Genomic DNA, 16,398 nt, shown 5'->3' with positions numbered 1-16,398 from the left:
ATCTTCTGGTGGCTATGACGAGAAGGACACACCCGTTCCCATACCGAACACGGTAGTTAAGCTTCTCAGTGCCGATGATACTTGGATGGAGACGTCCCGGGAAAGTAGGTCGCTGCCAGATTTATATTCCTCAATAGCTCAGTCGGTAGAGCATGCGGCTGTTAACCGCAGGGTCGTAGGTTCGAGTCCTACTTGAGGAGCCATACAAATAGCTTAAACCTTTGGGTTTAGGCTATTTTATTTTGGTCTCTTGGAATGAAATAAAAGAGGCAAAAGCGAAGGGACTCGATGTCCCGAGCTTTTTTATAAAAGAAGTTTGGGGAATACTAGGAGAAGACTTCAAAACTGAGCTTCAGAAAAAAACAATGCTTCTTGATGGTTGAGGAGCTTTTATTTATAATTTAGTAAGAAGAAGTAATGAATGCGGATCGAAAAAAGTAAAAATAAAATGTAAGGGCAGGTATGGTATGTTAAATCAATTTTCAAGAACAGAAATTTTATTTGGCAAAGAGGCAATGAAGAAACTGGAACAGGCAACGGTTGCAGTCTTTGGTATAGGCGGAGTTGGAGGTTATACAGTAGAAGCTCTTGCTAGAAGCGGAGTGGGAAACTTCGTGATTGTGGATGACGATAAGGTATGTCTTACCAATTTGAATCGGCAGATTATTGCCACAAGAAAAACGATAGGACAGTATAAAGTAGATGTTATGAAGGAAAGAATTTTAGATATAAATCCTAAGGCAAATGTTACAGTACATCAATGCTTTTTCCTTCCTGAGAATTCCCATGAATTTAATTTTCCATCTTACAGTTATGTTGTAGATGCCATTGATACCGTGACAGCAAAGATTGAACTGGTTATGAAATCAAAGGAATTTGGAGTGCCTATTATTAGCGCCATGGGGGCTGGCAATAAGATTGACCCCACACAGCTAAAGGTCGCAGACATATATAAGACATCCATGTGTCCCCTTGCAAAAGTGATGAGATATGAGCTGAGAAGGCGGGGAGTAAAGAAATTAAAGGTGGTTTACTCTACGGAAGTACCAAAAAAGCCTGTTGAAGATATGGCTATCAGTTGCAGAACGAATTGCATTTGTCCTCCTGGGACAGAGAGAAAATGTACGGACAGGAGAAACATACCGGGAAGTACATCTTTTGTTCCATCAGTTGCAGGCTTGATAATTGCTGGTGAAGTAATCAAAGATATAATAGGAGACATAAATGAACAATAAAACCTCGGGGCATCGAGTCCCTTCGCTTTTGCCTCCTTCATTTGACTCCAAGAGGCTAAATAAGAAATTCCGGTGTTTTCGCCGGAATTTTTTCAATTTTAAAGAGGTATATATTTCTTTATTGACGGTAAAGCTAAAAAATGATACAATTTATTTAGTAATTTAGTAAATAACTAATCTAATAATTAAGTAACTTAGTAATAAAACTAAGGGGATGGAGGTATAAAAAATGAGAATACCAACTACGTTAAAGCACAAGCCAGTTATTGTATGCGAAAACTATGAAAATGTTGACGGGAGATATGCTTATGATTCAGATGCAAAGGGACTATCCTTAGGACTTGCTCAATGGAATGACCGGGGAAAGGTCGATATTTCCGCTAAAGTATGGAGATACACGGGAGAAAAATGGTCTAGACAATCTGAAGAATTACCCCTTCACCGCGTTCTTGACTTAGCAATCCTCGTTTGTAGAGCGAAGCTTCATTTTCAGGACGCTTATCGCTATGAAAAACTGTATGACACAGAAAAACCTATTATAGACAGAGTGGGATTACAGGGGGATGCTATGACAGTGACCGTATGCACTGACAACGAAAAAATTGATGAGGATATTAAATTATTTAATCAGGCCCTCAGTGATGACGGTGAACTTATTGGGGAGAGATTGAGGACTTTGTCGAGAATACTAAAAGAAATGGGATATTAAAAGCTATTATTTGACTACAACGTATCTAGATTGGAGGAAAAAGCATGAAGGCATTATTTTTAGCAGGTGGTCTTGGTACTCGCTTAAGGCCGATTACAGACGATTTGCCCAAGCCAATGGTACCTATAATGGGAAAGCCCCTGCTAGAAAGAAACATTGAAAGGCTAACGAGTCACGGTATTGATGAGATTGTATTGAGTACATGCTACAAGCCGCACAAGATTGAAAAGTATTTTGAAGACGGAAAAAGATTTGGCGTCAAGATAAGCTATATAACAGAGGATCAGCCTTTGGGTACCGCGGGAGCTATAAAAAATGCAGAGGATTTTATGAGCGATACCTTCCTTGTGTTTAACGCCGATATATTGAGTGACATAAACATATCGGAAATGATACGCTTCCATAAAGAAAAAGGAGTAATGGCAACCATTGCCGTAACTAGGGTTGACAATCCATCGGCTTATGGAGTCATTGAGCATGACGATAACAGTTTTATTACGGCGTTTAAAGAAAAACCCCAGCCTCATGAAAGCAAATCCAATCTGATTAATGCAGGCGTATATATTTTTCAACCAGAAATTCTAAATCAAATTCCTTGCGGTAGGGCAGTATCCATTGAAAGGGAAACGTATCCTTCACTGCTCCAAAAGGGGTATAAGTTGGCCGTATATAATAAATGCAGTTACTGGCTTGATCTGGGCACACCAGAAAAATATCTGAAGGTGCATAAGGACATACTAAAAGGTCTTATTCCAATCGGAAATTATGATTTTGGTAAAAATGGCATATACATCAGCGAAAAAGCAAAGATTGATAAAAGTGCAGAGTTAATTGGGCCTGTATACATTGGTCAAAATGTTGCAATTGGTCCCTCGGCGGTGGTAGGCCCCAACGCGGTATTATTTGATGATGCTTTAGTTGGCATGGGGGCGAGGGTTGTGGACAGCATAGTTTGGGACCATGTTAATGTGGAAAGTGGAGCAACAGTTATGAATTCGGTAGTTATGTCCAATTGCAAAGTTGACAGGGAAAGTGAGATACACAATTCCATTTTAACAAAAAGCTTTAGTCAGCCGATAGGAGTATAGAAGGAAATATTCATTGAGTGATGTAATATTAATAAGCAGGCAATACATGGTAGTAAATATATTTAGCAGCAATCTATAGGAGGTTTGGAAATGGAATTAGACAGAAGTCCAAATATAGCATTTTTGAGTACTTATCCCCCAAGGGAGTGCGGACTTGCAACCTTTACCGATGACCTTGTGAGGGAGTTGGATAAGGTTGAAATTATAGATAACCCAAAAGTTATAGCTGTGAGCGATAATGATTACAACTACAGTAGCAGAGTAATTATGGAGCTTAGTCAGCATGACAGGGAAAGCTATACAAAGATAGCAAAGGATATTAACAATTCGGATATAGATCTTCTTGTAATTGAGCATGAGTACGGTATATTTGGAGGTGAGTGCGGAGAATACATCTTAGACCTCGTTGATAATATTCAAATACCCTTTATTCTCACACTGCACACTGTACTTCCAAGCCCTTCGGAAAAGCAAAAGGAAATACTAAAGGACCTGGGCAAAAAGAGCGCAAAAATAGTTACTATGGCAAAAAACACCATACCCATCCTTGAAAAAGTGTATGACATAGACCTATCAAAAATTGAAGTGATACACCATGGTGTACCGTATAAAGAGCTTGAGTCCAGAGAGGAATTAAAGAAAAAATTCGGGTTTTCAGGCTACAACGTAATAAGCACCTTTGGGCTACTGAGCTCCGGGAAGGGATTGGAGTATGGAATTGAAGCTATTGCAAAGGTGGCTCAAAAGCACAAGGATATAGTTTACCTTGTTCTTGGCCAGACGCATCCTTGCGTAAAAAGGGAATATGGAGAGGTTTACAGGGAGAAACTTTTGGAAATGGTCGAGCAACTTGGAATAAAGGATTATGTACGGTTTGTAGATAAATATCTTTCCAAAGATGAAATTATGAACTATCTTCAGTTGTCGGATATCTATATGACCCCGTACTTGGGAAAAGACCAAGCAGTCAGCGGCACTTTAGCCTATGCGGTGGGGTACGGCAGAGTAATTATATCTACTCCGTATACCTATGCCCAGGAAATGCTTGCAGAGGGAAGAGGACTTCTGGCAGAGTTTAGAGATTCTGATTCTTTGGCAAAACACATTGAATACGTGCTTGGCAATCCTGAAGCAAAGAAAGATATGGAAGAGAGGACATTGAGTCTTGGAAAGACTATGACATGGGAGAATGTATCAGATTCTTATTCAAAGCTTTTTATAGATATCATTAGAAATACGAAGCTTTAGAGGAGCATGGAAGTATGATTAAAGGCCTGACATATTGTGAAAACATAAAAGATGATCACATTTTCCGAATGACCGATGATACGGGTATGCTGCAGCATTCCAAATACTCCCTTCCGGATCCGAATCATGGGTATACAACCGATGATAATGCCAGAGCTTTAATCATGGCGCTGATGTTATACAAGAGGTATGGAAAGAAAAAATACCTTGATCTTGTTTATAGATATTCCTCATTTATTTTGAATGCGCAGAATGAAAAGGGCAAGTTTAAAAACTTTATGGGATATGACCGGAGATGGCTTGAAGACGAGGGTTCTGATGACTGCTTCGGAAGATGTCTGTGGGCAATTGGATTTGCTCATTCCCACGACTTAACTCCAAAAGGTGTTAAGCATGGCCTTGTGGAAATATTCAGCAAGGCCATGCCCCATGTGGACAAACTTAATTATCTTAGAGGCAAAGCATATTCTGCCATAGGTCTCGCATTTTTTGACGATGAGGCTTCAAAAGACCTTATTTTTAATATTGCCCAATCCCTTTGCTGTCAGTATAATGAATATAAGGATGGGGAGTGGAAGTGGTTTGAAAATAATGTAGCATATTGCAACACGGTTCTTCCATGGTCTCTTCTGGCAGCTTATAGGGTAACAGGAGAAAAAAGATTCCTTGAGACAGCTGAAGAAAGCCTGGACTTTCTTGGGAAGATAACCTTCAAGGATGGGTATTTTAAGCCTGTGGGCTGTAATGGATGGTTTTATAAGGGGCAAAGGAAGGCTGAATTTGATGAACAGCCGGTGGAAGCCTGCGAAGCTGTTTTAACCTACATAGAGGCTTTTGAGTTGACAGGAAAATCAAAATATTTTGAAAAAGCAAAAATATGCAATGCCTGGTACGATGGAATGAATTCTAAAGGAATACCACTTGTTGATGATGACACGGGAGGCTGCTATGATGGTCTGACCGAGCAGGGAGTTAATCGGAATATGGGAGCAGAAAGTCTAATATCCTATATAATATCGCAATTAAAAATGGATAAGAGAACCTAGTTTTCAGTTTAAAGTAGTGATATACAGCAATAAATAGCAACATAATAAAGATTTATGTTTATGTGCTAAAATGTAGATTTAATTGTTTGACTCACGATTCAATAGGGTATATTAAATGAAGCTGAAATAGTCAGCGCAAACAAAAAAATACTTTATGGCATAAGGGGTGCAGAATGCTTTTAGTATTAATAACGGCAATTGGCGTTGGTGGAGCAACAGTTGTAGGGTCATTAATTGGATTTATGTTCCGTAACATACCGCATAAATATAATGATGCTATACTGGGGTTTGCCGCGGGAGTAATGTTGGCAGCTGCAGTAATGGGCCTTATTTTGCCTTCTGCAGAGATGACCGGACGGTCTGGAATATGGATGACAGTTCTAGGCATTTTTTTTGGTGCGATATTCCTAAATCTTATGGACAAATTGACTCCCCATTTGCACAATTTATCGGGAGTAGACGTGGAAAAACATGAGAATAACGAATCGCTGAATAAAGTATTACTGTTTGTATTTGCTATTGCGATTCACAATTTTCCTGAAGGATTGGCGGCGGGTGTTGGATTTGGTACCGAAGACATAAGCAATGCCTTGACTGTTGCCATTGGTATAGCATTGCAGAATATACCGGAAGGTATGGTTATTATTTCTCCTATGATTCTTGCCGGGATGAGCAAAAAACGAGCACTTTTGATTGGCTCTGCCACAGGATTGGTGGAAGTAATAGGAACCTTTATCGGTTATTTTGCTTCTTCAATTTCGGGACAGATACTGCCTTTTGCGTTGGCTTTCGCCGGCGGAACAATGCTTTATGTCATTAGCGATGAAATGATTCCTGATACACACAGCCATGGATTTGAAAGAATGGCCACATATTCGTTGATGGTAGGGTTTACGGTGATGTTAGTAGTAGATATGTTTATTGGATGAATAATTTTATTTACATATGAGAAATTAAACTCGATATATTTTATAGTTATACACTTTGCAATATTCAAAGTCAATGTAAAGTGTTTATTGCAAAATGTAGTTTGTGCTTAAAACGTAGTTTGCACAAAAAAATCATTAACAGAACCGATACCTGAGAAAAGGAGAGATGAATATGTACGAAATGAAACCAGAATACTTCACAGGAATTGATTTTATCGACAAAGAGCATGCGAAGCTTTTTGCTATTGCCGATGAAACTTACGAACTGCTGAAAAATCAGTTTATTCCGGACAAATATGACCACATAATGAAATTGGTTAATGAACTTAAAGATTATACTCAGTACCATTTTAAGCATGAGGAAGAATACATGGAAAGCATCGGATACAAAAGGCTGCTTTCTCAAAAAGTTGCTCACGATGATTTTATACAGAGAATAAATGAATATACTCCAGACAGCATCGATGAAAATCAAAAAGAGACGCTGCTGGAGTTATTGGATTTCTTGGCTACATGGCTTGTTGAACACATATATAGGAAGGATAAACTGATTGCAGAATGACTTTACACAAAAGGGGGAGACGATGATGAATAAAAACGCTTTATGGAATTTGTCATATGGGGTTTATATTGTTTCTGTTTGGGACAAAGAGCGTCCGACAGGATGTGTGGTCAACTGTGCCATGCAGATTACGGCAGACCCTGAGACGGTTGCAATTAGCATCAGTCATGATAACTATACAAACCAATGTATTGAAAAAACAGGGAAATTCGCAATTACCGTTCTACCTCAGAACACAGATCCGTCGATTATAGGTACTTTTGGATTTAAGACAGGAAAAGATGTTAATAAATTTGATTCTGTTGGGTATGAAATTAAAAATGATATGCCGGTTGTAAAGGATGGGTGTGCTTATCTTATCTGCGACGTAATTAATAAGATGGAGACAGATACCCATACCGTTTTCTTGGGTAAAGTACTGGATGTGGACTTTATTACCCAAGAAGAGCCTATGACCTATTCCTATTATCATAAGGTGATAAAAGGGAGAAGTCCCAAAAATGCTCCCACATATATTGCGCCGAAGGGTTCACAAGAAGTTACACCCCCAGAAAAAAGAGCAACTTATGTGTGTGGTATATGCGGATATGAGTACACAGGAGATGTTCCCTTTGAAGATCTGCCCGAGGATTATACCTGTCCGATATGCGACCAGCCAAAATCCGAATTTATAAAGAAAGAATAAGGCATAATATTTATAAGCATTTTATCAAAATAAATTTAGAAAATAATCGGGAAATTGCTGTGTATTTCTCAAAGTAAAAACCGTAAATAAGTAGCTAAAAGAATAGGAGAGTGACTAAATGCAGAAATTTGAAACAATGGATGGGAACCAAGCGGCTGCCTATGCATCTTATGCCTTTACGGATGTTGCAGCAATATACCCCATAACACCATCATCACCTATGGCGGAAGGGGTGGACGAATGGTCAGCCCATGGAAAGAAAAATATCTTTGGACAGCAAGTCAGAGTTGTGCAGATGCAATCGGAGGCAGGAGCCGCCGGGACAATGCATGGTTCTCTTGCTGCAGGAGCATTGACAACCACCTATACTGCCTCCCAAGGCCTTTTGCTGATGATTCCAAACCTGTATAAAATGGCAGGAGAGCTTTTGCCCGGGGTATTGCATGTATCGGCAAGAGCAATTGCAACCCACGCACTGTCAATATTTGGAGATCACCAGGATGTGATGGCCTGCCGTCAAACTGGAGTCGCACTACTTGCCTCATCTAATGTTCAAGAGGCAGCAGATATGGGATATATTGCGCATCTATCAGCAATTAAATCCCGAATACCCTTTGTCCACTTCTTTGACGGATTTAGGACTTCTCATGAGTATCAGAAGATAGGGTTGGTAGAATATGATGAACTTGCAAAGCTTGTTGATTATGATGCAATAAAGGAATTCCGGGATAGGGCCTTAAATCCGGAACATCCGGTTGCGAGAGGAACGGCACAAAATCCGGATATTTATTTTCAGGGAAGAGAAGTACAGAATAAATTTTATGACAGTGTTCCGGATATTGTTGCAGGCTATATGCAGGAAATAAAAAGGATTACAGGCCGTGAGTACCACCCATTTGAATACTATGGGGCAAAGGATGCGGAATATGTGATCGTGGCAATGGGATCAGTTTGTGATACCATTGATGAAACTATTGACTACCTTATGGCAAAAGGTGAAAAGGTAGGTGCTGTGAGAGTACACCTTTACAGGCCTTTCTCTGAAAAGTACTTTTTTGATGTAATGCCTAGCACGGTGAAAAGAATTGCAGTGCTTGACAGAACCAAGGAGCCGGGTGCACCGGGAGAACCTCTGTATCTCGATGTATCAAAAATATATCTTTCCAGAAATGATAGGCCTATTATCATAGGAGGAAGGTATGGATTAGGTTCAAAGGATACCAGACCATCGCAGATAATATCCGTATTTGATAATTTAAAGCAGGAACAGCCAAAAGACAACTTTACTATTGGAATTGTTGATGATGTAACAAATCTATCTCTTCCGGAAGGAGACATAATCGAGACCACGCCTCAGGGAACAATAAGCTGCAAATTCTGGGGATTGGGCTCTGACGGTACGGTTGGAGCCAACAAATCTGCTATAAAAATAATAGGAGACAATACTGACATGTATGTACAGGGCTATTTCTCCTATGACAGCAAAAAATCAGGAGGAACTACCGTTTCCCATTTGAGGTTCGGACCGAAGCCGCTGCGCTCTCCGTATCTTGTATATAACGCTGATTATATTGCCTGTCACAATAAATCCTTCTTGTATAATTATGATATTCTAAATGGACTTAAAAAAGAGGGTACGTTTGTGCTCAACTGTCCATGGAGTGAGGAGGAACTGGACACACATCTTCCTGCATCGGTGAAGAGATATATCGCAAATAACAACATTAAGTTTTATATAATAGATGCTCTAAAGATTGCTTCTGATATTGGTCTTGGCAATAGAATCAATATGGTAATGCAATCGGCCTTTTTCAAGCTGGCAAACATAATCCCCATTGAGGAGGCTGCAAAGTATCTTAAAGAATCTATTGAAAAAACCTATGGTAAAAAAGGCCAGAAGATAGTGGAGATGAATAATGCCGCTGTTGACATGGGACAGGAAGCATTGATTAAGGTGAATGTGCCTGAGTCATGGAAGAATGTTCCTGATGAAGACTTGCCTATGAAGAAGGATGAGCCGGAGTTTGTGAAAAAGATTCAAAGAAAAATGGCCAGAAATGAAGGCGACGAATTGCCTGTAAGTGCATTTGTGGGAATGGAGGATGGCACACATCCTTTGGGAACTACGGCCTATGAGAAGCGGGGAATTGCACCAATGATTCCCGAATGGCAGATGGATAAATGTATACAATGTGGACAGTGTTCCTTTGTATGTCCTCATAGCACAGTGCGACTGTTCCTGCTAAATGATGAGGAATTGAGCCGGGCACCGGAAAGCTTTAAAACCAAGAAAGCTATCGGAAAAGGGTTTGAAGATTTACATTTCCGTGTTCAGATTGCTCCTCTTGACTGTACCGGGTGCAGCAATTGTGCCGATATATGTCCTACAAAGGAAAAGGCATTGATTATGAGACCTGCGGAGCAGGAAATAGAAAAAGAGGCCGAGAACTGGGAGTTTGCTATGACTGTTACCCAGAAGGACAATCTATTGGATCGCAACACATTAAAAGGAAGCCAACTTGCAAGACCGCTGTTGGAGTTTAACGGAGCTTGCCCTGGATGTGGTGAGACGCCGTATATTAGGCTTCTTACGCAGCTCTTTGGCGAGAGGATGATGATTGCCAATGCAACCGGGTGCTCATCCATATGGGGAGCCAGCTCTCCATCCATAGCTTATACTACCAATGCGGAAGGAAAAGGACCTGCATGGGCCAACTCGTTGTTTGAGGATAATGCGGAATACGGCTTTGGAATGTATTTGGGAGTGAAGCAAATAAGGGCGAAACTTGCTGACCTTATGGAAAATGCGATAAACTCAGATATTGATGAAAAAGTTAAGAATGCCTTCAGAGAGTGGCTGGATGCAAGAGATGAGGCAGAAGGTTCCAAAAAGGCTACCGCACATATTTTTGAGGCACTGAAGGACTATGACTATAAAGGAAACCGGATAATTGAGGAGATAATGGAGAAGAAGGATTATCTCATCAAAAAGTCCTTCTGGATGATAGGAGGAGACGGATGGGCTTATGACATCGGTTATGGTGGATTGGATCAGGTTCTTTCCTCCGGCGAAGATGTAAACATATTTGTGTTGGATACAGAGATTTACTCCAATACCGGTGGTCAGTCTTCGAAAGCAACTCCGACAGCAGCTGTTGCAAAGTTTGCTGCAGCAGGTAAAGGGGTTCGGAAGAAGGATTTGGGAATGATGGCTATGAGTTATGGTTATGTGTATGTAGCACAGATAGCCATGGGCGCAAATATGAACCAGACCGTAAAAGCTATAGCGGAGGCAGAAAACTACAAAGGTCCGTCATTGATAATTGCGTATTCCCCATGTATAAGCCATGGTATTAAAACAGGCATGGGCACAAGCATATTGGAAGAAAAACGTGCAGTTGAGGCCGGTTACTGGCATTTGTACAGATACAATCCAATGCTCAAAGAAGAGGGGAAAAATCCATTTATTCTTGAATCGAAAGAACCGAGTGCTCCTTACAAGGAGTTCCTCAACGGAGAAATTCGGTATTCTCAGCTTATGAATGTATTCCCGGATGTGGCAGGAAAGATGTTTGATGCTGCGGAAAGGGATGCAAAAGAGCGCTATGATACTTATAAAAGGCTGGCAGATCAGAAATACTAATGCTTGGTAATATGTGATAAATAGAGGGGGCTGTTACACTGAACAATTAGTGCAACAGCCCCTTTTGCTATTTTTGGTTGGTATCTACATATTCCTTGGCATTTTTCACCTGAGTCTCACTGGGAATAGGAACCTTTGAGTCGGGTTTTTCCTTTTCGATATTTGCCCAAGCTGCTGTATCGTGCTTTTCAATCGGTGTTGCCATGTTTTTCTGCTTATACTTGTTTTCTGCCATTTTATCACTCCAAACAATTAACTTACTTTATTATTGCTGTAATGATGTTATTTTATATCCTGACAGATATATTATACTGTTCATTATTAACAGATGATGCTTTTGGTGGAATTTGGTCGTGATTTATTGTCAATTGCCTGTAAGTGTGTTGAAAAAATAGTTAATTTATGATATATTTTATCTGTGATTAGAGTTGTGGGTGGAAAAATGTGGCTACAAAATTATTGCGAAATTTGCATTGGATAGCCTCTGACCTTTGAAAATGGCGGGTTACATGCCTATGTTGGTAACTCAAAAATGTGTGAATTTTAATAAAAAAGGGGCATTTTCTTATGAAAAGTGTGAAAAAAAGTTTCGTCAAAAAATGCCTGTAAGACTTGAAATTAGCTAGATGCAGCCTAAAATGCCGTTGAAGTAGGACTTCCAGTAAAACAAGGATTGAAACATTCCTCTTTCCCTTGGAATTTCAATGCTTCCTCTTTGTTGAAGTAGGACTTCCAGTAAAACAAGGATTGAAACAGGGATACTGAATTTAGTTTTACCGACCTTTTAAAGTTGAAGTAGGACTTCCAGTAAAACAAGGATTGAAACTTGAATTTGAGTATTGGGAAGGCACGACCATAAGCGGTTGAAGTAGGACTTCCAGTAAAACAAGGATTGAAACAAACAAAACTCATATCATACACACCAGGAACTTCTTTAGTTGAAGTAGGACTTCCAGTAAAACAAGGATTGAAACTAGTATTTGTCATATCTTTAGTAAACAGCTTCTGAGTTGAAGTAGGACTTCCAGTAAAACAAGGATTGAAACAAGCTATATGGTCGGGGTTTTTTTCTTCTAGTTCACCGTTGAAGTAGGACTTCCAGTAAAACAAGGATTGAAACCTTCATAGAATTCCTTTTTATAGTCGCTGATTATTCGTTGAAGTAGGACTTCCAGTAAAACAAGGATTGAAACGATGCTGCACAGCACGAAAATACAAAAATAGATAATGTTGAAGTAGGACTTCCAGTAAAACAAGGATTGAAACACTAAGGTAAAGGAGGAAGAAAGAAAAAAGAGAACAGTTGAAGTAGGACTTCCAGTAAAACAAGGATTGAAACGCTCCCATATGTTTAGTTGGTATTTTTTCTATGCCGTTGAAGTAGGACTTCCAGTAAAACAAGGATTGAAACAAAAAGGTCATAAATGATTTTGACTATATTATTATAGTTGAAGTAGGACTTCCAGTAAAACAAGGATTGAAACCTTGGAAACAAACTATTGAACGCTGGATTCCCCATTTGGTTGAAGTAGGACTTCCAGTAAAACAAGGATTGAAACTTAAACTATCTTCTTTTGTTTTTTAAACCATATGCGTTGAAGTAGGACTTCCAGTAAAACAAGGATTGAAACCCCATATCCCAGTCAATATCGCATATTTATATGCAGCAAGTTGAAGTAGGACTTCCAGTAAAACAAGGATTGAAACATATTACCATTTCTTACATAGCCATCTATGTGCCTTAGGTTGAAGTAGGACTTCCAGTAAAACAAGGATTGAAACTCAAAGTGGAACAGGAGATTATAAAATAATATCCATGTTGAAGTAGGACTTCCAGTAAAACAAGGATTGAAACTATGTTATTGGTAGGATTACAATTTCATAACCGGTCTTGTTGAAGTAGGACTTCCAGTAAAACAAGGATTGAAACGGTTAAACTTATATTCTTTGGGTACCAAATCAATAAGTTGAAGTAGGACTTCCAGTAAAACAAGGATTGAAACTACGCCTCGTCAAGATGTGCGTATATGTCTGAGGTGTTGAAGTAGGACTTCCAGTAAAACAAGGATTGAAACATGTAGTCTCCCATACAGCATTAGTAATCAATTCACTGTTGAAGTAGGACTTCCAGTAAAACAAGGATTGAAACCCTACTAGATTACCTGTTCCACTAAATACTACATAGTTGAAGTAGGACTTCCAGTAAAACAAGGATTGAAACAGCATATTCCTTGCTTATCTAATCCCCTTTCAATTGGTTGAAGTAGGACTTCCAGTAAAACAAGGATTGAAACATGTTAGTGCAATCAGAACAGGTTATATTGATATAGCGTTGAAGTAGGACTTCCAGTAAAACAAGGATTGAAACCCTTAGTGGTATCTTCACCTGTAATTGTCCAATTAGTTGAAGTAGGACTTCCAGTAAAACAAGGATTGAAACTATTATTATATTCCATAACTTCTTTATAACTTGTATAGTTGAAGTAGGACTTCCAGTAAAACAAGGATTGAAACGCTACATAATTACCGTCAATCGCCTCCTTGTGAAGTGTTGAAGTAGGACTTCCAGTAAAACAAGGATTGAAACTCCTTTGCAGCATTTGCATTTTCAAGAGCTGTAATCGTTGAAGTAGGACTTCCAGTAAAACAAGGATTGAAACTTATATAAAGATAAGAATCTAAAGGAGGTAATTATTGTTGAAGTAGGACTTCCAGTAAAACAAGGATTGAAACCCAGCATACTTTATAATGCCACTATCACAAAAGTGATGTTGAAGTAGGACTTCCAGTAAAACAAGGATTGAAACGCAGATCATTGTTCTCAAATTGACGCTGACGGTGCAGTTGAAGTAGGACTTCCAGTAAAACAAGGATTGAAACAAGTTCATATACGGTAATGTATCTGATACACTTTCCGTTGAAGTAGGACTTCCAGTAAAACAAGGATTGAAACACCTGTCCAAGAAACGCGAAATGATGCTTAAGGGCGAGTTGAAGTAGGACTTCCAGTAAAACAAGGATTGAAACGTGAAATTGCAGCCAGAGCAATACTCCAACTTTGCAGTTGAAGTAGGACTTCCAGTAAAACAAGGATTGAAACCTTCATTGTATACGTATTCAAACAGTGAACGGGATAGTTGAAGTAGGACTTCCAGTAAAACAAGGATTGAAACTTCGCTTCTCTCCGGCTAGGTATCGTCTCTCTTGTCGTTGAAGTAGGACTTCCAGTAAAACAAGGATTGAAACAGGCATCAAGGCTCATGTATTGGCCCTCGTGCTGTAGAGTTGAAGTAGGACTTCCAGTAAAACAAGGATTGAAACAGGTTTAATGTATCCTATAATTTTACATTTAACATATAGTTGAAGTAGGACTTCCAGTAAAACAAGGATTGAAACGAGTCTCTTGTTTGGGACGGTGTTCCAAGGCTTGATACGTTGAAGTAGGACTTCCAGTAAAACAAGGATTGAAACCTTTAAGCGGATGCCCTAACCGCTGTTATTACTGTAGTTGAAGTAGGACTTCCAGTAAAACAAGGATTGAAACAAGGATTTTCCAGCCTTAAAAATCCTATCCCATGCCGTTGAAGTAGGACTTCCAGTAAAACAAGGATTGAAACCCAACTAAGTGGTCATAGAGCTCCATTAAGAAGCTCGTTGAAGTAGGACTTCCAGTAAAACAAGGATTGAAACTACATTATATTCCCTCCTCTCTGAGGTCATCTAGTACCTGTTGAAGTAGGACTTCCAGTAAAACAAGGATTGAAACAAAAGCACAACAGCTTATTAGCCACATCGGCAAAACAGGTTGAAGTAGGACTTCCAGTAAAACAAGGATTGAAACAATATTGGGTGGTTGTCCGGTAAGTTATTGATATTTGTTGAAGTAGGACTTCCAGTAAAACAAGGATTGAAACTATTCAACTTCAGAATCCAAACTGAACATGAACTCGTTGAAGTAGGACTTCCAGTAAAACAAGGATTGAAACTAAAATCGCGATAAGGAGACATCTAAAATATGCAAGTTGAAGTAGGACTTCCAGTAAAACAAGGATTGAAACATGTAACGCTGGAAGATGGGACAGTAACCACTATTTCGTTGAAGTAGGACTTCCAGTAAAACAAGGATTGAAACCTTACGAAAATTCCATAAGAGGAAAGGGGGGTAAGGGGGTTGAAGTAGGACTTCCAGTAAAACAAGGATTGAAACAACTTTTTAAACCCATCAAGAACACATTTTCAATAGTTGAAGTAGGACTTCCAGTAAAACAAGGATTGAAACCATATATAAGGTTTGAATACCTTCATTGGAAGTTCGTCGTTGAAGTAGGACTTCCAGTAAAACAAGGATTGAAACAAGTTAACAAGGTGCTAGTTATAGCACCGAAAAAGGTTGAAGTAGGACTTCCAGTAAAACAAGGATTGAAACCAAGAAGATAATTTTACAGGAAATCCTAAGAAATCTAGTTGAAGTAGGACTTCCAGTAAAACAAGGATTGAAACTATATTGCAGACGGTAGCTTATTTTATTCCTGTTGACGTTGAAGTAGGACTTCCAGTAAAACAAGGATTGAAACCACAATTATTTTGACGAATAAAATATAGCTATTTAGAAGGTTGAAGTAGGACTTCCAGTAAAACAAGGATTGAAACTCCTCAACTTCACCCCCATCTGATTCTAGTACATACTGTTGAAGTAGGACTTCCAGTAAAACAAGGATTGAAACGTACAAAAACATCCAGTTTCATGGTCAGAAATATTAGTTGAAGTAGGACTTCCAGTAAAACAAGGATTGAAACGTACAAAAACATCCAGTTTCATGGTCAGAAATATTAGTTGAAGTAGGACTTCCAGTAAAACAAGGATTGAAACACAAAGTATTAGGTATAAGCCCGCTCAATAGATTATACGTTGAAGTAGGACTTCCAGTAAAACAAGGATTGAAACAACAAGTAGACATGATTATGGAAGCTCTGGGAGCAGAAGTTGAAGTAGGACTTCCAGTAAAACAAGGATTGAAACTTACTGGCTGTTCCACTGTTCTTTGTGTTTTAGCCTCGTTGAAGTAGGACTTCCAGTAAAACAAGGATTGAAACTAATTAAAGAATAAATTTGTATACATTTGAGATGAGAGTTGAAGTAGGACTTCCAGTAAAACAAGGATTGAAACTTCATTTTGACCTCCGTTTCATTGTTTTACATACGGGTTGAAGTAGGACTTCCAGTAAAACAAGGATTGAAACCTTGAAGCAGCA

The 16,398-nt window shown here is 39.1% G+C and carries 10 protein-coding genes, 1 tRNA gene, 1 rRNA gene and 1 CRISPR repeat array (1 of these 13 running past the window's edge); of the genes, 11 read left to right on the top strand and 1 reads right to left on the bottom strand.

The window, feature by feature from the left end; translation table 11 throughout:
- Window positions 1–4: 4 nt before the first annotated feature.
- From rrf to nifJ, 11 genes are all read left to right on the top strand, one after another.
- A 5S ribosomal RNA gene (gene rrf, locus EFD62_RS15430) occupies window positions 5–121 on the top strand.
- A gap of 6 nt (window positions 122–127) precedes the next feature.
- Window positions 128–203 (top strand) — tRNA-Asn (locus tag EFD62_RS15425).
- A 264-nt stretch (window positions 204–467) separates the two neighbouring features.
- The gene (locus EFD62_RS15420) at window positions 468–1,235 is read left to right on the top strand and encodes a tRNA threonylcarbamoyladenosine dehydratase (protein ID WP_069196122.1); all 768 of its coding nucleotides are present in this window, start codon (window positions 468–470) and stop codon (window positions 1,233–1,235) included.
- Window positions 1,236–1,464: 229 nt separating this feature from the next.
- On the top strand, window positions 1,465–1,944 hold the full coding sequence (locus EFD62_RS15415; RefSeq protein WP_069196123.1) for a DUF6530 family protein: 480 nt from the start codon (window positions 1,465–1,467) through the stop codon (window positions 1,942–1,944).
- Window positions 1,945–1,988: 44 nt separating this feature from the next.
- On the top strand, window positions 1,989–3,032 hold the full coding sequence (locus tag EFD62_RS15410; protein WP_069196124.1) for a sugar phosphate nucleotidyltransferase: 1,044 nt from the start codon (window positions 1,989–1,991) through the stop codon (window positions 3,030–3,032).
- A 90-nt stretch (window positions 3,033–3,122) separates the two neighbouring features.
- Window positions 3,123–4,280, top strand: coding sequence for a glycosyltransferase family 4 protein (locus EFD62_RS15405; protein WP_128706421.1), 1,158 nt, complete (start codon window positions 3,123–3,125; stop codon window positions 4,278–4,280).
- A gap of 14 nt (window positions 4,281–4,294) precedes the next feature.
- Entirely contained in the window at window positions 4,295–5,326 is a 1,032-nt protein-coding gene (locus tag EFD62_RS15400; protein WP_128706420.1) for a glycoside hydrolase family protein, read from the top strand.
- Between the two features lie 173 nt (window positions 5,327–5,499).
- Window positions 5,500–6,255, top strand: a complete 756-nt coding sequence (locus tag EFD62_RS15395) for a ZIP family metal transporter (protein WP_069196127.1) — start codon at window positions 5,500–5,502, stop codon at window positions 6,253–6,255.
- Window positions 6,256–6,427: 172 nt separating this feature from the next.
- Window positions 6,428–6,817: a bacteriohemerythrin gene (locus tag EFD62_RS15390; RefSeq protein WP_069196128.1), complete on the top strand. Its 390-nt coding sequence runs from the start codon at window positions 6,428–6,430 to the stop codon at window positions 6,815–6,817.
- A 22-nt stretch (window positions 6,818–6,839) separates the two neighbouring features.
- Window positions 6,840–7,502 (top strand): flavin reductase, encoded by a 663-nt coding sequence (locus tag EFD62_RS15385; RefSeq protein WP_407921098.1) that lies wholly within the window; start codon window positions 6,840–6,842, stop codon window positions 7,500–7,502.
- Window positions 7,503–7,620: 118 nt separating this feature from the next.
- A complete protein-coding gene (gene nifJ / locus EFD62_RS15380; protein WP_069196130.1) occupies window positions 7,621–11,145 on the top strand; it encodes a pyruvate:ferredoxin (flavodoxin) oxidoreductase in 3,525 nt (1,174 codons plus the stop codon).
- Between the two features lie 67 nt (window positions 11,146–11,212).
- On the opposite strand, the gene EFD62_RS15375 is transcribed toward nifJ, so the two are convergent.
- A complete protein-coding gene (locus EFD62_RS15375; RefSeq protein ID WP_069196131.1) occupies window positions 11,213–11,380 on the bottom strand; it encodes a CDIF630_02480 family spore surface protein in 168 nt (55 codons plus the stop codon).
- 408 nt (window positions 11,381–11,788) lie between these two features.
- A CRISPR array of direct repeats spans window positions 11,789–16,398; the repeat unit is 37 nt; unit sequence GTTGAAGTAGGACTTCCAGTAAAACAAGGATTGAAAC; it runs 282 nt beyond the window's last position.

It is taken from the genome of Acetivibrio mesophilus (genome assembly GCF_004102745.1).
Taxonomy (GTDB): domain Bacteria; phylum Bacillota; class Clostridia; order Acetivibrionales; family Acetivibrionaceae; genus Hungateiclostridium; species Hungateiclostridium mesophilum.
This window is presented reverse-complemented; position numbering and strand designations above follow the sequence as displayed.